The 13,579-nt window shown below is 68.4% G+C and carries 14 protein-coding genes; 4 read left to right on the top strand and 10 right to left on the bottom strand.

The window, feature by feature from the left end:
• Window positions 1–32 precede the first annotated feature (32 nt).
• From AC5Y5E_RS27415 to AC5Y5E_RS27395, 5 genes are all read right to left on the bottom strand, one after another.
• Window positions 33–866, bottom strand: coding sequence for an SDR family NAD(P)-dependent oxidoreductase (locus tag AC5Y5E_RS27415; protein WP_499906659.1), 834 nt, complete (start codon window positions 864–866; stop codon window positions 33–35).
• Entirely contained in the window at window positions 863–1,663 is an 801-nt protein-coding gene (locus AC5Y5E_RS27410; protein ID WP_499906657.1) for an IclR family transcriptional regulator, read from the bottom strand. The genes AC5Y5E_RS27415 and AC5Y5E_RS27410 overlap by 4 nt, the downstream gene beginning before the upstream one ends.
• Window positions 1,664–1,801: 138 nt before the next feature.
• Window positions 1,802–3,268 carry an FAD-dependent oxidoreductase gene (locus AC5Y5E_RS27405; RefSeq protein ID WP_499906655.1) on the bottom strand — a complete coding sequence of 489 codons (1,467 nt, stop codon included), beginning with the start codon at window positions 3,266–3,268 and terminating at the stop codon, window positions 1,802–1,804.
• Complete coding sequence (gene bphC / locus AC5Y5E_RS27400; RefSeq protein WP_499906654.1) at window positions 3,265–4,173, bottom strand: biphenyl-2,3-diol 1,2-dioxygenase; 909 nt, start codon at window positions 4,171–4,173, stop codon at window positions 3,265–3,267. Before bphC ends, AC5Y5E_RS27405 begins: the two co-directional genes overlap by 4 nt.
• Window positions 4,174–4,193: 20 nt before the next feature.
• Complete coding sequence (locus AC5Y5E_RS27395) at window positions 4,194–5,378, bottom strand: acyl-CoA dehydrogenase family protein (RefSeq protein ID WP_499906652.1); 1,185 nt, start codon at window positions 5,376–5,378, stop codon at window positions 4,194–4,196.
• Between the two features lie 109 nt (window positions 5,379–5,487).
• Here AC5Y5E_RS27395 and AC5Y5E_RS27390 point away from each other — a divergent pair, with 109 nt between their 5' ends.
• Window positions 5,488–5,982 carry a nuclear transport factor 2 family protein gene (locus AC5Y5E_RS27390; protein WP_499906650.1) on the top strand — a complete coding sequence of 165 codons (495 nt, stop codon included), beginning with the start codon at window positions 5,488–5,490 and terminating at the stop codon, window positions 5,980–5,982.
• Here AC5Y5E_RS27390 and AC5Y5E_RS27385 read toward each other — a convergent pair.
• Window positions 5,979–6,851, bottom strand: coding sequence for an alpha/beta fold hydrolase (locus AC5Y5E_RS27385; protein ID WP_499906648.1), 873 nt, complete (start codon window positions 6,849–6,851; stop codon window positions 5,979–5,981). The two genes, AC5Y5E_RS27390 and AC5Y5E_RS27385, sit on opposite strands and share 4 nt — an antisense overlap.
• A gap of 65 nt (window positions 6,852–6,916) precedes the next feature.
• On the opposite strand from AC5Y5E_RS27385, the gene AC5Y5E_RS27380 reads away from it, so the two are divergent.
• Window positions 6,917–7,354, top strand: coding sequence for a cupin domain-containing protein (locus AC5Y5E_RS27380; RefSeq protein ID WP_499906646.1), 438 nt, complete (start codon window positions 6,917–6,919; stop codon window positions 7,352–7,354).
• Window positions 7,355–7,373: 19 nt separating this feature from the next.
• Here AC5Y5E_RS27380 and AC5Y5E_RS27375 read toward each other — a convergent pair whose 3' ends face one another.
• The 3 genes from AC5Y5E_RS27375 to AC5Y5E_RS27365 form a co-directional block, all read right to left on the bottom strand.
• Window positions 7,374–8,762 carry a WS/DGAT/MGAT family O-acyltransferase gene (locus tag AC5Y5E_RS27375; RefSeq protein ID WP_499906644.1) on the bottom strand — a complete coding sequence of 463 codons (1,389 nt, stop codon included), beginning with the start codon at window positions 8,760–8,762 and terminating at the stop codon, window positions 7,374–7,376.
• Window positions 8,763–8,966: 204 nt separating this feature from the next.
• Complete coding sequence (locus AC5Y5E_RS27370; protein WP_499906642.1) at window positions 8,967–9,401, bottom strand: nuclear transport factor 2 family protein; 435 nt, start codon at window positions 9,399–9,401, stop codon at window positions 8,967–8,969.
• Between the two features lie 43 nt (window positions 9,402–9,444).
• On the bottom strand, window positions 9,445–9,627 hold the full coding sequence (locus AC5Y5E_RS27365) for a hypothetical protein (protein WP_499906640.1): 183 nt from the start codon (window positions 9,625–9,627) through the stop codon (window positions 9,445–9,447).
• A gap of 120 nt (window positions 9,628–9,747) precedes the next feature.
• Here AC5Y5E_RS27365 and AC5Y5E_RS27360 point away from each other — a divergent pair, with 120 nt between their 5' ends.
• Window positions 9,748–10,173 carry a PPOX class F420-dependent oxidoreductase gene (locus AC5Y5E_RS27360; protein WP_499906638.1) on the top strand — a complete coding sequence of 142 codons (426 nt, stop codon included), beginning with the start codon at window positions 9,748–9,750 and terminating at the stop codon, window positions 10,171–10,173.
• Between the two features lie 126 nt (window positions 10,174–10,299).
• Here AC5Y5E_RS27360 and AC5Y5E_RS27355 read toward each other — a convergent pair whose 3' ends face one another.
• Window positions 10,300–11,232 (bottom strand): TIGR03564 family F420-dependent LLM class oxidoreductase, encoded by a 933-nt coding sequence (locus AC5Y5E_RS27355; protein ID WP_499906883.1) that lies wholly within the window; start codon window positions 11,230–11,232, stop codon window positions 10,300–10,302.
• A gap of 65 nt (window positions 11,233–11,297) precedes the next feature.
• On the opposite strand from AC5Y5E_RS27355, the gene AC5Y5E_RS27350 reads away from it, so the two are divergent.
• Window positions 11,298–13,532 (top strand): molybdopterin oxidoreductase family protein, encoded by a 2,235-nt coding sequence (locus AC5Y5E_RS27350; protein WP_499906636.1) that lies wholly within the window; start codon window positions 11,298–11,300, stop codon window positions 13,530–13,532.
• The last annotated feature ends 47 nt before the right edge of the window (window positions 13,533–13,579 follow it).

The following is a 13,579-nucleotide window of genomic DNA, read 5'->3' as shown; positions in this document are numbered from 1 at the left end:
ATGGCTGGGGGATTCCGCGGCGGGATTCGGCGCTAACGCACCGTCGGTCGCCGTTGCTGTGCAAGGACATTCGCTCGTTCGGTCATGGCCGCCCCGACATACTCCGGATCGGTCAGAAGGTAGAACCGGCCTTCGGCGGCCTGTTGAAAAATCCTGGCTGCGGCCGTAAGCGAATCCATGGCCCCCGCCTTGACCTCCAGCATGGCCGAGCGTTGCCGGTCGGCGGCCGCGGGATCGGTTGCGGCGGACGGGTCGACACCCCCGGCGGATTCGAAGATGTTGGAAACCACCGCCCCCGGCAGCACCGCCTGCACGTGGATGTGGTGGTCGTGTCCGGCCGCCTGCACGTCGAGATACAAGCACTCCGTCAAGGCGAGGACGGCGTGTTTGCTCACGATGTAGGGCCCCTGCAACGGCGCCGCAAGCACGCCGCCGACCGAGGACAAATTCCACACCCAGGCCGGCTCCTCGGTGGCCATCATCCTGGGCAAGAAGGCCCGCACGCCGTAAAACACTCCGCTGACATTGATGTCGACGACGCGGCGCCAGTTCGCCACGGGTGTGTCCCACAGATAGCCGAACTGTTCGACGCCGGCGTTGTTCACCAATAGCCGCACCGGACCGACATCGCGGTAGGTCCGTTCGGCGAGGTCACGCATGGCCTCCGGGTCACGCACTTCGCACACGACGTCGAGCGCCGAACCTCCTGCGGCGCAAAGCTCCTCGCGCAGTGCGGCGATCGCCCGGGCGTCGACATCGGCGAGCACCACGGTCATCCCCGATGCGGCGGCGTGACGGCTGAGTCCCGCGCCGATGCCCGCGCCGGCCCCGGTGATGACCGCGACGCCGCCACGGAACGGATTCACGCGTACTGCAAGGCGGGCCGTGAGATGGGCCGCAAGGGCCGCAGCGGCTGTAGGGTCGGCGCGACGCGCTGCGGGCCGTCCTCGGCGTTGCGCCAGATGCCCATCGCGGTCATGCGCACCGGGGCCGTCAGCCGTTGATCGAACATCATGCGATTCATCGGACCGCACACCGACACCGCGGCCACTGCCTCGCCGGGGCTCCCGATCGGCGCTGCGACACAACCGAATCCGAGCAGCGACTCCTCGCGTTCGAAAGCGACACCGTGGGCCCGCACCTTGGCCAATTCGACCGCGAGCTGCGCGCTGCTACGGATCGTGTACTTCGTCTTGCGGACCCGTAGATCGAGCTCGGCGTCGGCCTCGCGGTAGGCCAGGATCGCCTTGCCGACGGCCGTGCAGTGCGCCGGCTGGCGCCCGCCCACCCGAGTGGGGATTCTCTCGTCGCCGATCTTGTCCAGGTAGACGACGTCGGGTCCGTCGAGCACCGCCAGATGCACGACAAACCCTGTGGCGCGGTGCAATTCGCCGAGCAGCGGCCCGGCCGCCCGCACCAGCCGGTCCTGGTGCACGGCGAGGGAGCCCAGCTCGACCAGCCGCATGCCGAGCTCGTAGTCGCGCCCGCTTCGGCGCAGCCAGCGCAGTTGCACCAGCCGCTCGAGCATCCGATGCGCCGACGAGCGCGGCAGGCCGGTCCGGCGGACGATCTGGGCCAGTGTCAGCCGCCCGGGCCCCTCGAACGCGTCGAGGACCAGGGAGATGCGATCGATGACGGCCGTGGGAGTGGTAGGTCCTGCCATCGGTCCTCCAAGGTATCGGGCTGGCATATTCCTATTAGGAACATAGTGGACCGCGAGCAGACGCAAAAGCCCCCGCGGGTAATGCGGGGGCTTTTGCGTCTGGTGGCCGGGCGAGCCCGGCGAACACCGCTCGAGGAATCAGCCCTTGGCGGCCGACCGGCCCGCGCGGCGGCCGTAATAGCTGCCGTCACCGAGCGAGATGCCGCTGGCGTAACCCCACGCGGCCAGTCCCGCGGTCGACCGGCCGGCGGCGAACAGCCCCGGGATGGGGTCGCCGCTGACGTGCAGGACCTCGGCGTCCAACGTGGTGAACAGCCCGCCCAGCGTGAAGCCGCCGGTGTTCTCCCGCAGGTCGATGGCCCCGACCGGGTACCCGATCGGCCTGAGCCACTCGGGCTTCTTGTGCAGCAGCGGATCCTCGCCGCGCGCGGCGCCCTCGTTGTAGGCGGCCACGGTCGCCTGCAGCGAACCGAGGGCCAGGCCCATGTCGCGCTCCAGGTCGGCCACGGTGTCGGCCACCCAGGTCGCCGGGCGCAGCATGAACTTCGGCGACCACGAGGCCATCGCCTCCTGCTGCGCGTCGTCGTCGATGATCAGAAAAGCGGTGTTGTCCTGGTGGTACAGCGTGAGCTGCCCGACCCGGCCCGGGTAGGTGTCCTCGGCGACGTAGCGCTGGCCGCGGCCGTTGACCAGGATGCCGCGCACCAGTTGCTGCGGGTCGATGAAGATCGCGACCTCGGTCGCGTCCATGTGGGCCAGATCGGCGCCCAGCGCCTGCGCCATCCGGATCGCCTGCCCGTCGTGCTGCTCGATCGAGGCGGCCGGGCGCCCGGCGATCCGCGGGGCGTACCGCGCCACCATGGCGTCGTTGTAGGCGAAACTGCCCGTCGCGAGCACGACCCCACGGCGGGCGCGAACCGTCATCTCCGCGCCGTACTGGCGGGCGCGGATGCCGACGACCCTGCCGTCGGACTCGACGATCAGGCTTTGCACGCGGACGTCGTACAGCGCCCGCGCGCCGGCCGCCGTGGCGGTCTCGACGAGGGGCTTCATCAGCATGTAGCCGGCGCTCGCCTCGCCCTGCTTCTTGTTCTGCATCTGCGGGACGTGCCCGCGCGGGGCGGGGGAGGCGATGGTGTTGAACGGGTAGGCGTTTTCGCCGCCGCTGTACATCAGCCCCTGGTCGCCCATCGGCTCCCAGCCGGGCTCGGAGAAGAACTCCGCCTTGAACGGCACGCCGCAGCCGACGAGCCAGTCGAAGTGCGCGACGCTGCCGGCGCAATAATCGGCGATCCGGTTCTCGTCGGCCCCGGGGCCCATCGCCACGTTGAGAAAAGCCGCCATGTTGTCGACGGAATCGCTGAAGCCACAGGCGGTTTGCAGCGCGGTGCCGCCGCCGAGGTAGATGAATCCGCCGGCCATCGCCGCCGCACCGCCCCATGACCCGGTGCGCTCCAACACCAGCACGTCGGCGCCGGAGCGGGCCGCTTCGACCGCCGCGGCGGCGCCGGCCACCCCGTAGCCGGCGATGACGACGTCGGCCTCCTGATCCCACGACGTGATCGACGACGCCGCGACGGGGGTGACGTCGGTGTCGGGCGTCATAGCCGCATCGCCGCGGGCATCTCACCGGTCCACTGGTGACCCCAGTAGCTGTCCGCGGTGATTTCCTCTGCGGTGTAATAGGTTTCGTCGACGCGCATGCCGTCGGTGCCGAACTCGATGTCCCAATCGCCGGGCGCCCGGACGTAGAAGGAGATCATCTTGTCGTTGGTGTGGCGGCCCAGCGTGGAGGACAACTGGAAGCCCTCGGCGTTGACCCGGTCCAGCGCCTGACCCACCGCGTCGAGGGTGTCGACCTCCACCATGATGTGAACGACGCGCGGGTCGCGCAGATGCGCGGCCGGCACGATCGCCAGGCTGTGGTGGCGCTCGTTGATCCCGAGGAAGCGAACCCGCACCGGGCCGAACTCTTTCGGCAGCGGCACCCGAAACGCGCCGCGGGAACGGAAACCCAGGACGTCGGTGTAGAAGTCGAACAGCCCGTTGGGGTCCATCGCCGGCAACACGACATGGCCGAGCCCCTGATCGCCGGTGACGAACTTCGCGCCGAACGGCGTGATCACCGGGCTGTGGTCAAGCACCGGGCCGTGGAACACCTCGAGCGTGTGGCCCGACGGGTCCTCGAACGTGATCGCCTCCTCCAGTCGGCGCTCCTCCGCCTCGTCGACGGACAGTTGCTTGAACGCGACGCCGGCGCCGTCAAGGGTGGCCTTGACCCGCTGCAGCGCCGCATGATCGCGCACCTCCCAGCCGATGGTGAGCACCCGCTCCGTCGCGCCGGGAACGACGACGATCCGGGCCGCGCGTTCGTCCATCCGCAGGTACAGCGCCGACGGGTCGGATCCCTTTCCCTCCGCGAAGCCGAGGACGTCGAACGCGAAATGCCGCCACCGGTCGACATCGTTCGTCGAAATGGTGATGTAGCCAAGGCTTTTCAGGTCGGTCATCGCGTGCTCCTAGTTCGCCGTTAAATCAACGCCCGCAGCGGGCCTTCCGGCGGGTCGATGCCCAGCGAACTCAGCGCCGACGCGTGATACGTGGTGCCGGGCACATGGATGGCATGCAGGTGGCCCACGTGCACATCACGCCAATACCGTTGCAGGGGCTTGTCCATCCGGGCCGCGTTTCCGCCGGAGCGGGCGAAGATTTCGTCGACCGCCGCCACGGCGCGCCACACCGCACGAACCTGGGTCCGGCGACCGGCCGCGCGGTCCGCGAACGACACCTCCTTGCCGGCGGCGACCATGTCGTAGATGCGGTCGGCGTTGGTCAGCAGCTCCTGGCGGGCGGCGTTGATGTCGGCCGCGGCCTCGCCGATGGCGTGCATGACGTACGGGTCGTCCCTGATCGCGGTTCCGGTGGCGCCCACGCGCTCCCGCTGATAGTCCAGGTGTGCGGCCAGCGCGCCCTCGGCGATCCCAATGGTGGCAGCGGAGATGCCCAGCGGGAACATCGTCGACCACGGCATCAGGTACAGCGGCTCGGTCATGCCGGCCTCGCGCTGGGCGGTGCCGTCCATCACCTTGGTCGCGTCCATGGTCCGGTAGGTCGGGACGAACGCGTCCTTGACGATGACGTCCTTGGAGCCGGTTCCGCGTAGCCCCACCACATTCCACGAATCCTCGACGATCTCGTAGTCCTTGCGGGGCAGGATCATGTGCAGCATCTGTGGCGGCATCAACGGTATGCCCTGCTCGTTGCCGAGCATCGCGCCCAGGATGATCCAGTCGCAATGGTCGGTGCCCGAGCTGAACTGCCAGCGGCCGTTGAAGATATAGCCGCCCTCGACAGGCTTGGCAACGCCCTGCGGCGCGTAGGGGGACGCCATCCACGTGTCGACGTCGTCGGCCCACACCTCGGCGGGCACCTTAGGATCGGCATAGGCCAGCTGGTAGGGGTGCACGCCCACCACGCCGACGATCCAACCGGCGGCCGGATCCAGCGCTGCGGTGGCCATCACGGTCTCGGCGAACTCGCGCGGGTGGACCTCAAAGCCTTGGTAGCCCTTGGGTTGTAGCAGCCGGATCAGCCCGGCCCCCTTCATGAGTTTGACGGTGTCGTCGGTGAGTCGGCCGATCCTCTCGGCTTCGGCGGCCTGGTCGCGCAACTGATCGGCCATGGCCACAACCTGGTCAAGTACCCGCTCGCTCATGTTTGGTCCTTACCTGTGGGGGGCGTACTAATGGTCTACCGCAGTCCGCGCCGAACCCGAAGCCCTTCCCGGTGAGCGGACGCAAATGCGTGCCGGATGAGGAGAAACCATGACAGACATCGAAGACTTGGCGGCGCGGCTGCGCCGGCTCGAGGACGATCGAGACATCAGGCAGTTGATCGCCTCGTACGGTCCGGCCGTGGACGCCGGAGACCCGGACGCGGCCGCGCGGCTGTGGGCGACCGACGGCGTCTACGACGTCGATGGGTTACGCATGGAGAGCCGGGCCGACGTGCACGCGATGATCAGCTCGGAGGCCCATCAGGAGCTGGTGGCCAAGGGCTGCAGCCACTTCCTCGGACCCTGCGTCGTCACCCTCGCCGGCGACGAGGCGGTGGCGGTCTGCGAGTCGCTGGTGCTCATCCGCGAGCGCGGCGAAAAGGGGGCGTATCGCGTATGGCGGGCAACCGCGCACCACTTCGCGCTGCGACGCATCGACGACCGCTGGCAGATCACCACCCGCACCAGCCGGGTCCTCGACGGCAGCCCGGACGCGCACGCGCTGTTGCTGAAGGGCCTCGCAGGATCCGCCAAGTCGTCTTAGCGGGCGAGGAACGCCAGCACGGTGCTTTCGAACGCCTGCCTGGCCTCGATCATGGCCCAGTGCCCCGAGTTCGGGAAGATGTGCAGTTCGGCGTTCGGGATGGTGCGCATCGGGAGGAGCGCCATGTCGGGCGGGCTCACCCGGTCGTCGCGGCCCCATGTCAGCAGCGTCGGCGCCCTCAGCTTGTGCATGACCGCCCACGGCATCGGCCGGTCCGAGGCGGCCATCCCGGCGTTCATGGCGGCGAACGCGGCCTTGCCGTACATCCGGCGGGCGGCGTCCAGGGCCACGGGATCGGTTGCGAGCGCCCAGCGTTCCTCGATCAGCTCGTCGGTGACCAGGGACTGGTCGTACACCATCGACTTCAGCCAGTCGACCAGACGCTGGCGCGTCGGGTCCTCGACGAACTCCTGCAACAGGCGGATGCCCTCACTGGGGCTGGGGCTGAAGATGTTGGTGCCGATGCCGCCGATGGTCACCAGCCGGTCGACGCGGCCGGGATTCTGGATCGCGAAGTTGATGCCGACGCCGCCACCCATCGAGTTGCCGACGATGTGCGCCTTTTCGACACCGAGCGCGTCGAGGAAGGGCCCGACGGTGCCGAACGCCATGACCATCGGGTGGCCGCCGAAGTCGTCGCTGACGCCGAACCCGGGGAATTCCAGGACCAGGCAGCGGTAGTGCTCGGCGAACGTCGGCAATATCCCGCGAAAGTTACGCCAGCCGGTGACCCCGGGACCCGAGCCGTGCAGGAACAGCAGCGCCGGCGCGGAATCCGGGCCGCAGTCGTAGTAGCGCAATGCGCCCTTCGGAGTTCCGATTTCGCGCAGGTCTTGTTCAACGAGTTCAGTGTTGGCCACGGGTGTCACCCTGCCACGCCGCCCCGGCCAGCGGGAGCGATGTCCCGCCGATCGGTCATCTAGAGTCTGGGGCCATGTCAGGCCGCTTGCTGATCACCGGCGTCGACGCGTCCGGGCGGTCGTGCGCGGCCCGGGACGAACCCGTCACGCTGCACGGGGACGCCGGTCGCGGCGGCCTGCTCTATTCGGTGCTGTACGCGGCGCCGTCCCTGCCGTCCATCGCGGCGGGTGGGCGAGCCGCCGACCTCCTCGACCTGGTTGTCGCGCCCGGCGCGCTGCGCTGGACGATGATCGAGTACGCCCCGGGCGCCGAGTTCGCCATGCACCACACCGACACCGTCGATTTCGACGTCGTCCTCGCGGGCTCGGTGGAACTGATCCTCGATGACGGCGCGCACCCGTTGGCCGTCGGGGACAGCGCGGTGCTCACCGGCGTCGACCACGCCTGGCGCGCGGGCCCGGACGGGTGCCGCCTCGCCGTGTTGACGATCGGCGCCTCGGCGCCGGCCTGAAACACAGCCGCGCCGAACGCTAGCCCGCACCGGGAGGGGCGCAATCCAGCAATTCCTTGAGCGCCGCGGGAAACGCGTCGGCGAGCGTCCACAGGTCCGGCACGAGGTCGGGGCAGGAAATGATGCCGATACCCAGCCGGCCGTTGAGCGACATGACGGTCACGTTGAGCCCGCCGCCCGCGATGATCGGCCCCAGCGGATACATGGCGTCGACCCGGCAACCCAGGAAGTACAGCTGCTCCTGCGGACCCGGCACATTGGACATCACCAGGTTGTGCGGCGGCTTTTCGGGCAACGGTATTCGCGGCAGCAGCTTCATCGCGGCGCCGAACATGGTCTGCCCGGCCACCTGCGTCCAGTCCTGCAGCAGGGTCGGCCCCATCGCGGCGGCGTGGTCCTTCGCGCAGGCATTGCCTTCGGCGATGCTGACCAGTCGCTGGGCCGGGTCATCGATGTGGGTTTCGAGCCGGCACAGCATCCACGTGGTCTGGTTTCGGCCCGGCCGGTCGGACCTGCCCCGCACCGACACCGGCACGCTGGCCACCATCGGGCTGTCCGGCAGCTCGCCGCGGTCCGACATGAACTGCCGCAGCGCCCCCGCGCACAGGGCCGTCACCACGTCGTTGATCGTCACGCCGAACCGGTTCTTGACCGTCTTGACGTCGTCGAGGTCCACGGTGGTCAGCGCGACGTTGCGGCGCCGGCTGAACGGGCCGTTGAACGGCGTCGGCGGCGCGGCGAACGGGGCGGCCATGGTGGGCCCACCGCCGCGCGCGCGCAGGATGGTTTGCCCGAGCGTCAGCACGGTCGCCGGTACCACCTTGGCCAGCCGCCACGGCCGCAACGCGGCTCCTATCAGCCCCGACGCGGCGATCTGCAGGGGACTCGCGGCGCCGGCGCGCTCCGCCGGGTTGGGCGGCGGCGGATCGGCCACGGTGCTGCACAGCTGGGCCAGCAGGTTGGCGCCGCCGACCCCGTCGACGACCGCGTGGTGGGCCTTGAGGACGACCGAGAGCGCCTCGGTGCCGTGCAGGCCCTCGATCACCCACATTTCCCACAGCGGGCGGTCGCGATCGAGCGCCAGACCCGCGACGTGCCCGCAGATCTCCGCTAACTCCTTCGGTCCGCCCGGCGAGGGAAGCGCCACGTGGTGCAGGTGGCGAGACAGGTCGAAGCGATCGTCATCGACCCAGACCGGATGGTCGAGGTTCAGTTGGCTGTCGGCCAGCTTGAGGCGGAATTCGGGCACCGCGTCGACGCGTGTCGACAGCGCCCTCCGGAACCCCTCGAATGTGTACCCCCCGGGTTTCGTTTCCGGGTTGAGCTCCAAGATGCAGCAAACATTCAATGGCTGCGTCGGTGACTCCAGGTACAAAAAGAACGCGTCCAGCCCACTAAGTCGCTGCATTCCCCGCCCATCTCATTCGCGCGGTCGTGACCCCTGGTCATATGACCGGCGGTCAACCCCCGGACTCCGATGACCCACCGCATCGGAGAGGACCGCAATCTCTTGATGTGATCCCTAATCTGTAGCCGTTGGGCGGCATGTGGCAAACATCTGGGCGATACATTTAACGAAATCGCCATCAAGATTCATCTGACCGGCCCCGGATCAGCGGGCCATTTTCGAATCCGGGGCCGCCCAGTCGGTTGACACCTTGCGATGCTTGATCAGCCAGGTGTCACCGTCGGGCACCAGGACGTCGCGATAGCGGCCGAAGTGGTCGAGCCCGATGAGGGTAACCACGGTGAAGTACGACGAGACGCGCGCCTCGTCGGGTGTGAGCCCGGTGAAGAGCACGTTGGCGACGTTGTGCCGGACGACGGAGTTGACGTCGACGTCGCGGGCGACGTTGCGCGTGACGCCGCCGAGGAACGAAACGATCGCGGCTCGCCCGCGCAGCGGCTCCAGCCCGCGTATCTCGAGGATGCCGTCGACGCAGAACGTCTCCGCGAGGCCGTCGAGGCGGCCGGCGTCGCCCGACCAGTTGTACCGCGCGAGCGTGTCCCGAATGCGCTCACGGGCGACCAATTCCCACATCTCCACCGCCGCGAGCCTAATCCGCGAAAGTGCAACCGCGGGAGGGCCTTTACCTCACGAGATAAGGCCGGAAGCCACGCTGGGCTGCCGGGGTGACCCCGTTCAGGTCGAAGACGGCGATGAGGGCGCGCAAGAGGGCGGGGGACCAGTCGTCGAAATGCTGCGCATCCATGCGATCGAGTAATTCGCCGCGGAGGTGCTCGATGCCGGTGGGCTCCTGGTGATCGGTCATGTCGTGAACGACGCTAGGAGCCGCGTCAGGCGCTTGTACAGCCAACTGGCCAGATTCAAATGCCATTCTTGCCCGATATGTATTGGGAATGAATCGCCCCGCACGACGGTATAAGCACGCATGAAACTCAACGACGCCGCGCGCGATCTCATCGGCAAGGGTGCCGACGCCACCCTGGTCACCATCAATCCCCACGGCAGCCCCCAGGTGAGCGTGGTCTGGGTCGCGCTGCAGTCGACGCCCGACGGGGACGAACTGGTCACCGCGCACCTCGCCGAACACAAGAAGGTGCGCAACGTCCGCAACGATCCCCGCGTGGCCGTCACGATCCTGGCGCTGGACAAGGCCGGCCAGGGCATGCGGCCCTACCTGTCCGTCACCGGGACTGCGCGAATCGTCGAGGGCGGGGCGCCCGAGCTCCTGACGCAGCTCAACCCGGTCCTGGGCGATCCGAACATGAATTTCCCGCCGGAGGGCGCGCCGCCGGGATTCCTCACGCGCATCCGCATCGACAAGGTCGGCGGCATCGGCCCCTGGACGGCCTGAGAATCCGGTGCCTGCCGGCGCGTGAATCCAGGGCTTTCAGCGTGTACAAGTGGCGGGAATCGCGCGATCTTCCCACCCAGGATTCACACGCAAGGCCCACAATTCACACCCAACGCCGACGGCCAACTAGCCGGCGTACTCCCGCAGCAGGCTGCGGGTCCGGGCCCGGCCCTCTTCGGATGTGTCGAATGCATAGGCGACGAACTCGTCGACGCCGGCCGCGCGCAATTCGTCGAGGCGCTGGGTGACGACCGTCTCGTCGCCGATGATGGCCGCATCCTGCGGGTCGCGGTAGCCCTCGCGATCGAGCATTGCCCGGTATGACGGCAGTTGCCCGTAGAGCGCGAACTGCTCGGCGGCTTGTGCGCGCAGCCTCTCGACGTCGTCGGTGACCGCGATCGGGAGCGAGGCCGCCACCCGCACCGCGCCGTCCGGGCGACCGGCCTCGGCGGCCGCGCGGCGAAGCGTGGGCCCGACGTGTTCGGCGAGGGTCTTGGGCCCGGTCATCCACGTCTCCGTCCCCGCGCAGCGCCGCCCCGTCAAGCGCAACAGTTGCGGCCCCAGGGCCGCGATGTACACCGGTGGCGTTGGCGCACCGGGAACGCGCACCGCTCCGCGGGTGGTCACCGTCTCGCCCGTGGCATTGGCGTCCTTCCCGTCCAGCAAGGGCAGCAGGCCGTCGAGGTATTCGCCAAGCCGCCGCACCGGCTTGTCCCACGGGATCCCCCACATTCCCTCGGTGACCATGCGATGGGTCATGCCCAGCCCGAGGATGAATCGGCCACCGGAGATCAGGCTGAGGGTGAGCGCGCGCTGCGCCATCAGCATCGGCTGCTGATTCTGGATCGGCAGCACACCCGTCGCGACCTCGATCGTGTCGACCTCGCGGAACGCGATCGCTAGCACCGTCAAAACATCGGCCTGCCAGGGCATTTGAGCCACCCAGGCCCGGCTGAATCCCTCGTCGCGCAGCTTCGCGAGTTCCGCCACGTAGTCGTCGACCAGCGACCCTTCCGGGTCGTCGCCGAGGAAGCAATTCACGCTGATTTGCACCTGTATTCCTCTCGTTTGCCTTCTGCAAGATGGTACTTCCGCTACCGGCGGTAGCGGAATACAGTGGGTGGGTGACGACCGGCGATGACGGCAGGCATCTGCGCACCTGCCCACTGTGTGAAGCCATGTGCGGCTTGGAGATTCAGGTGGAGGGCGGCAAAGTCGCCAGCATCCGCGGCAACCGCGACGACGTCTGGAGCCGCGGGCACCTGTGCCCGAAGGGGGTGTCGCTGGCCGCGGTGCACGAGGACCCGGACCGGATCCGCCGCCCGATGGTCAAGGTCGACGGGCAGTGGCACGAGGTCAGCTGGGACGCGGCGTTTCGGCGGTGCACCGAGCTGCTGACGCCGGTGATCGAGAAGTACGGGATCGGCGCGGTCACCGCCTACACCGGTAACCCGCTGGCGCACTCTTTTTCGCTGGCCCGGTATGCCGGAGTGCTGATGGGCATGTCCGGGATGCCGGTCACGTATTCGCCGGGCACCGTCGACCAGTGGCCCAAGAACTTGTCGTCGCATCTGATGTACGGCCTGTGGTGGAACTTCCCCGTGCCGGACATCGAACGCACCGACCTGATGGTGATCATGGGCGCCAACCCCGCCGCGTCGCAGGGTTCGCTGCTGGCCGCGCCCGACGTGATGGGCCTGATCACGGGGATTCGCAAGCGCGGCAAGGTGATCGTGATCGACCCGGTGCGTACCCAGACCGCGGCCCAGGCCGACGAGTGGCTCCCGATCGTCCCGGGCACCGACGCGGCGCTGTTGCTGGCCGTGGCGCACACCCTGTTCGACGAGGGCCTGGTCAATGCGGGACCGCACGTCGACGGCCTCGAAACGATGCGCCGGGTCGCCGCCCAGTGGCCGCCGGAGCGGGTGAGCGCGGTCACCGGGATCGGCGAAGACCGGATTCGGCGGCTGGCCCGCGAACTCGCCGGCACCGAGAGATCGGTGGTGTACGGGCGAATCGGGTTGTGCAATCAGGAGTTTGGCAGCCTGGCCAGCTGGCTGGTCGACGTGATCAACATTCTGACCGGCCATTTCGATACCCCGGGCGGCGCGATGTTCCCCAGGCCGGCGGCCTGGTTGATCACCACCCAGCCACTGCCCGGCCTGGAGGGCGGCCTACCGGAGTTCGGCCGCTGGCACACGCGGGTGCGCGGCGCGAAGGAGGTTCTCGGGCAGGCCCCGGTGTCGTGCATGGCCGAAGAGATCGCCACACCCGGCGAAGGTCAGCTCAAGGCGCTGATCACCGTCGCCGGCAACCCCGTGTTGTCGACGCCCGGCGGCGACAAGCTCGACGAGGTGCTGCCGATGCTGGAAGCGATGATCTCCGTTGACCTTTGGCTCAACGAGACGACGCGGCACGCGGACGTGATCCTGCCCGGGCTGTCCCCGCTCGAGCAGCCGCACCACGACGACCTGATCCTGCTTTTCGCGATCCACAGCATCGCCAATTACTCGGCCCCGGTGTTCGATCCGGGCGATCGCCCGCACGAATGGGAGATCCTGATCCGGCTGACCGGCCTGTGCACCGGGACGCCGGCCGAGGACGTCGACGTCGCCGCGATCGACGACGGATTCTTCGACTATCTGGCCTTCACGCACGGGGTCGACGGCGCGGAAATCCGCAAGCTCTACGATCACGGCGGCCCGGAGCGGATGCTCGACCTCACGCTGCGAACCGGGCCCTTCGGGGACCAGTACGGCAAGAACCCGGGTGGGCTCACCCTGGACATGCTCAAGGCGAACCCGAACGGAATCGACTTCGGGCCGATGGTGCCGCAGCTTCCGGACATCCTGGGCACCCTCGACAAAAAGATCCACCTCGCCCCGCAATACCTGCTCGATGACCTGCCGCGCCTCGCCGCGCGCATGCAGCGGCCCGCCGAGCCGCTGGTCCTCGTCAGCCGCCGGCACCTGCGATCGAACAACACCTGGATGCACAACGTGCCCGCGCTGATGAAGGGCAGGGACCGGTGCACGCTGCTGATCCATCCCGACGACGCGGCCCGCTGCGGCATCGCCGACGGCGACGTCGTCACGGTGAAGTCAGCGGCCGGCGAGATCAAAGTGCCCGTCGAGGTCACCGACGCGATCAAGCCCGGGGTGGTGTCGATGCCCCACGGCTGGGGGCATGGCAAGCCGGGCACCCGCATGTCGGTGGCCAACGGTTCGCCTGGGGCCAACACCAACGTGCTGTCCCCGCCGACGTTCCTCGACGAGCCGTCCGGCAACGGCGCCCTCAACGGCATCCCGGTGACGATCATCGACGATCAAGCACGGTTTCGGCCCGCGCAAACGGTTTGAGCTTGGCGCGATTTCACAGCTGATCGCTAACAACCATCCAGCGTGCT

The sequence above is a fragment of the Mycobacterium sp. NGS54 genome, from assembly GCF_059812465.1.
This window is presented reverse-complemented; position numbering and strand designations above follow the sequence as displayed.

Bases quoted from the DNA above. Each gene is read 5' to 3' on its own strand.
- AC5Y5E_RS27410 (WP_499906657.1), bottom strand. From the start codon at position 1,663: ATGGCAGGACCTACCACTCCCACGGCCGTCATCGATCGCATCTCCCTG.
- AC5Y5E_RS27405 (WP_499906655.1), bottom strand. From the start codon at position 3,268: ATGACGCCCGACACCGACGTCACCCCCGTCGCGGCGTCGTCGATCACG.
- bphC (WP_499906654.1), bottom strand. From the start codon at position 4,173: ATGACCGACCTGAAAAGCCTTGGCTACATCACCATTTCGACGAACGAT.
- AC5Y5E_RS27395 (WP_499906652.1), bottom strand. From the start codon at position 5,378: ATGAGCGAGCGGGTACTTGACCAGGTTGTGGCCATGGCCGATCAGTTG.
- AC5Y5E_RS27390 (WP_499906650.1), top strand. From the start codon at position 5,488: ATGACAGACATCGAAGACTTGGCGGCGCGGCTGCGCCGGCTCGAGGAC.
- AC5Y5E_RS27380 (WP_499906646.1), top strand. From the start codon at position 6,917: ATGTCAGGCCGCTTGCTGATCACCGGCGTCGACGCGTCCGGGCGGTCG.
- AC5Y5E_RS27375 (WP_499906644.1), bottom strand. From the start codon at position 8,762: ATGCAGCGACTTAGTGGGCTGGACGCGTTCTTTTTGTACCTGGAGTCA.
- AC5Y5E_RS27365 (WP_499906640.1), bottom strand. From the start codon at position 9,627: ATGACCGATCACCAGGAGCCCACCGGCATCGAGCACCTCCGCGGCGAA.
- AC5Y5E_RS27360 (WP_499906638.1), top strand. From the start codon at position 9,748: ATGAAACTCAACGACGCCGCGCGCGATCTCATCGGCAAGGGTGCCGAC.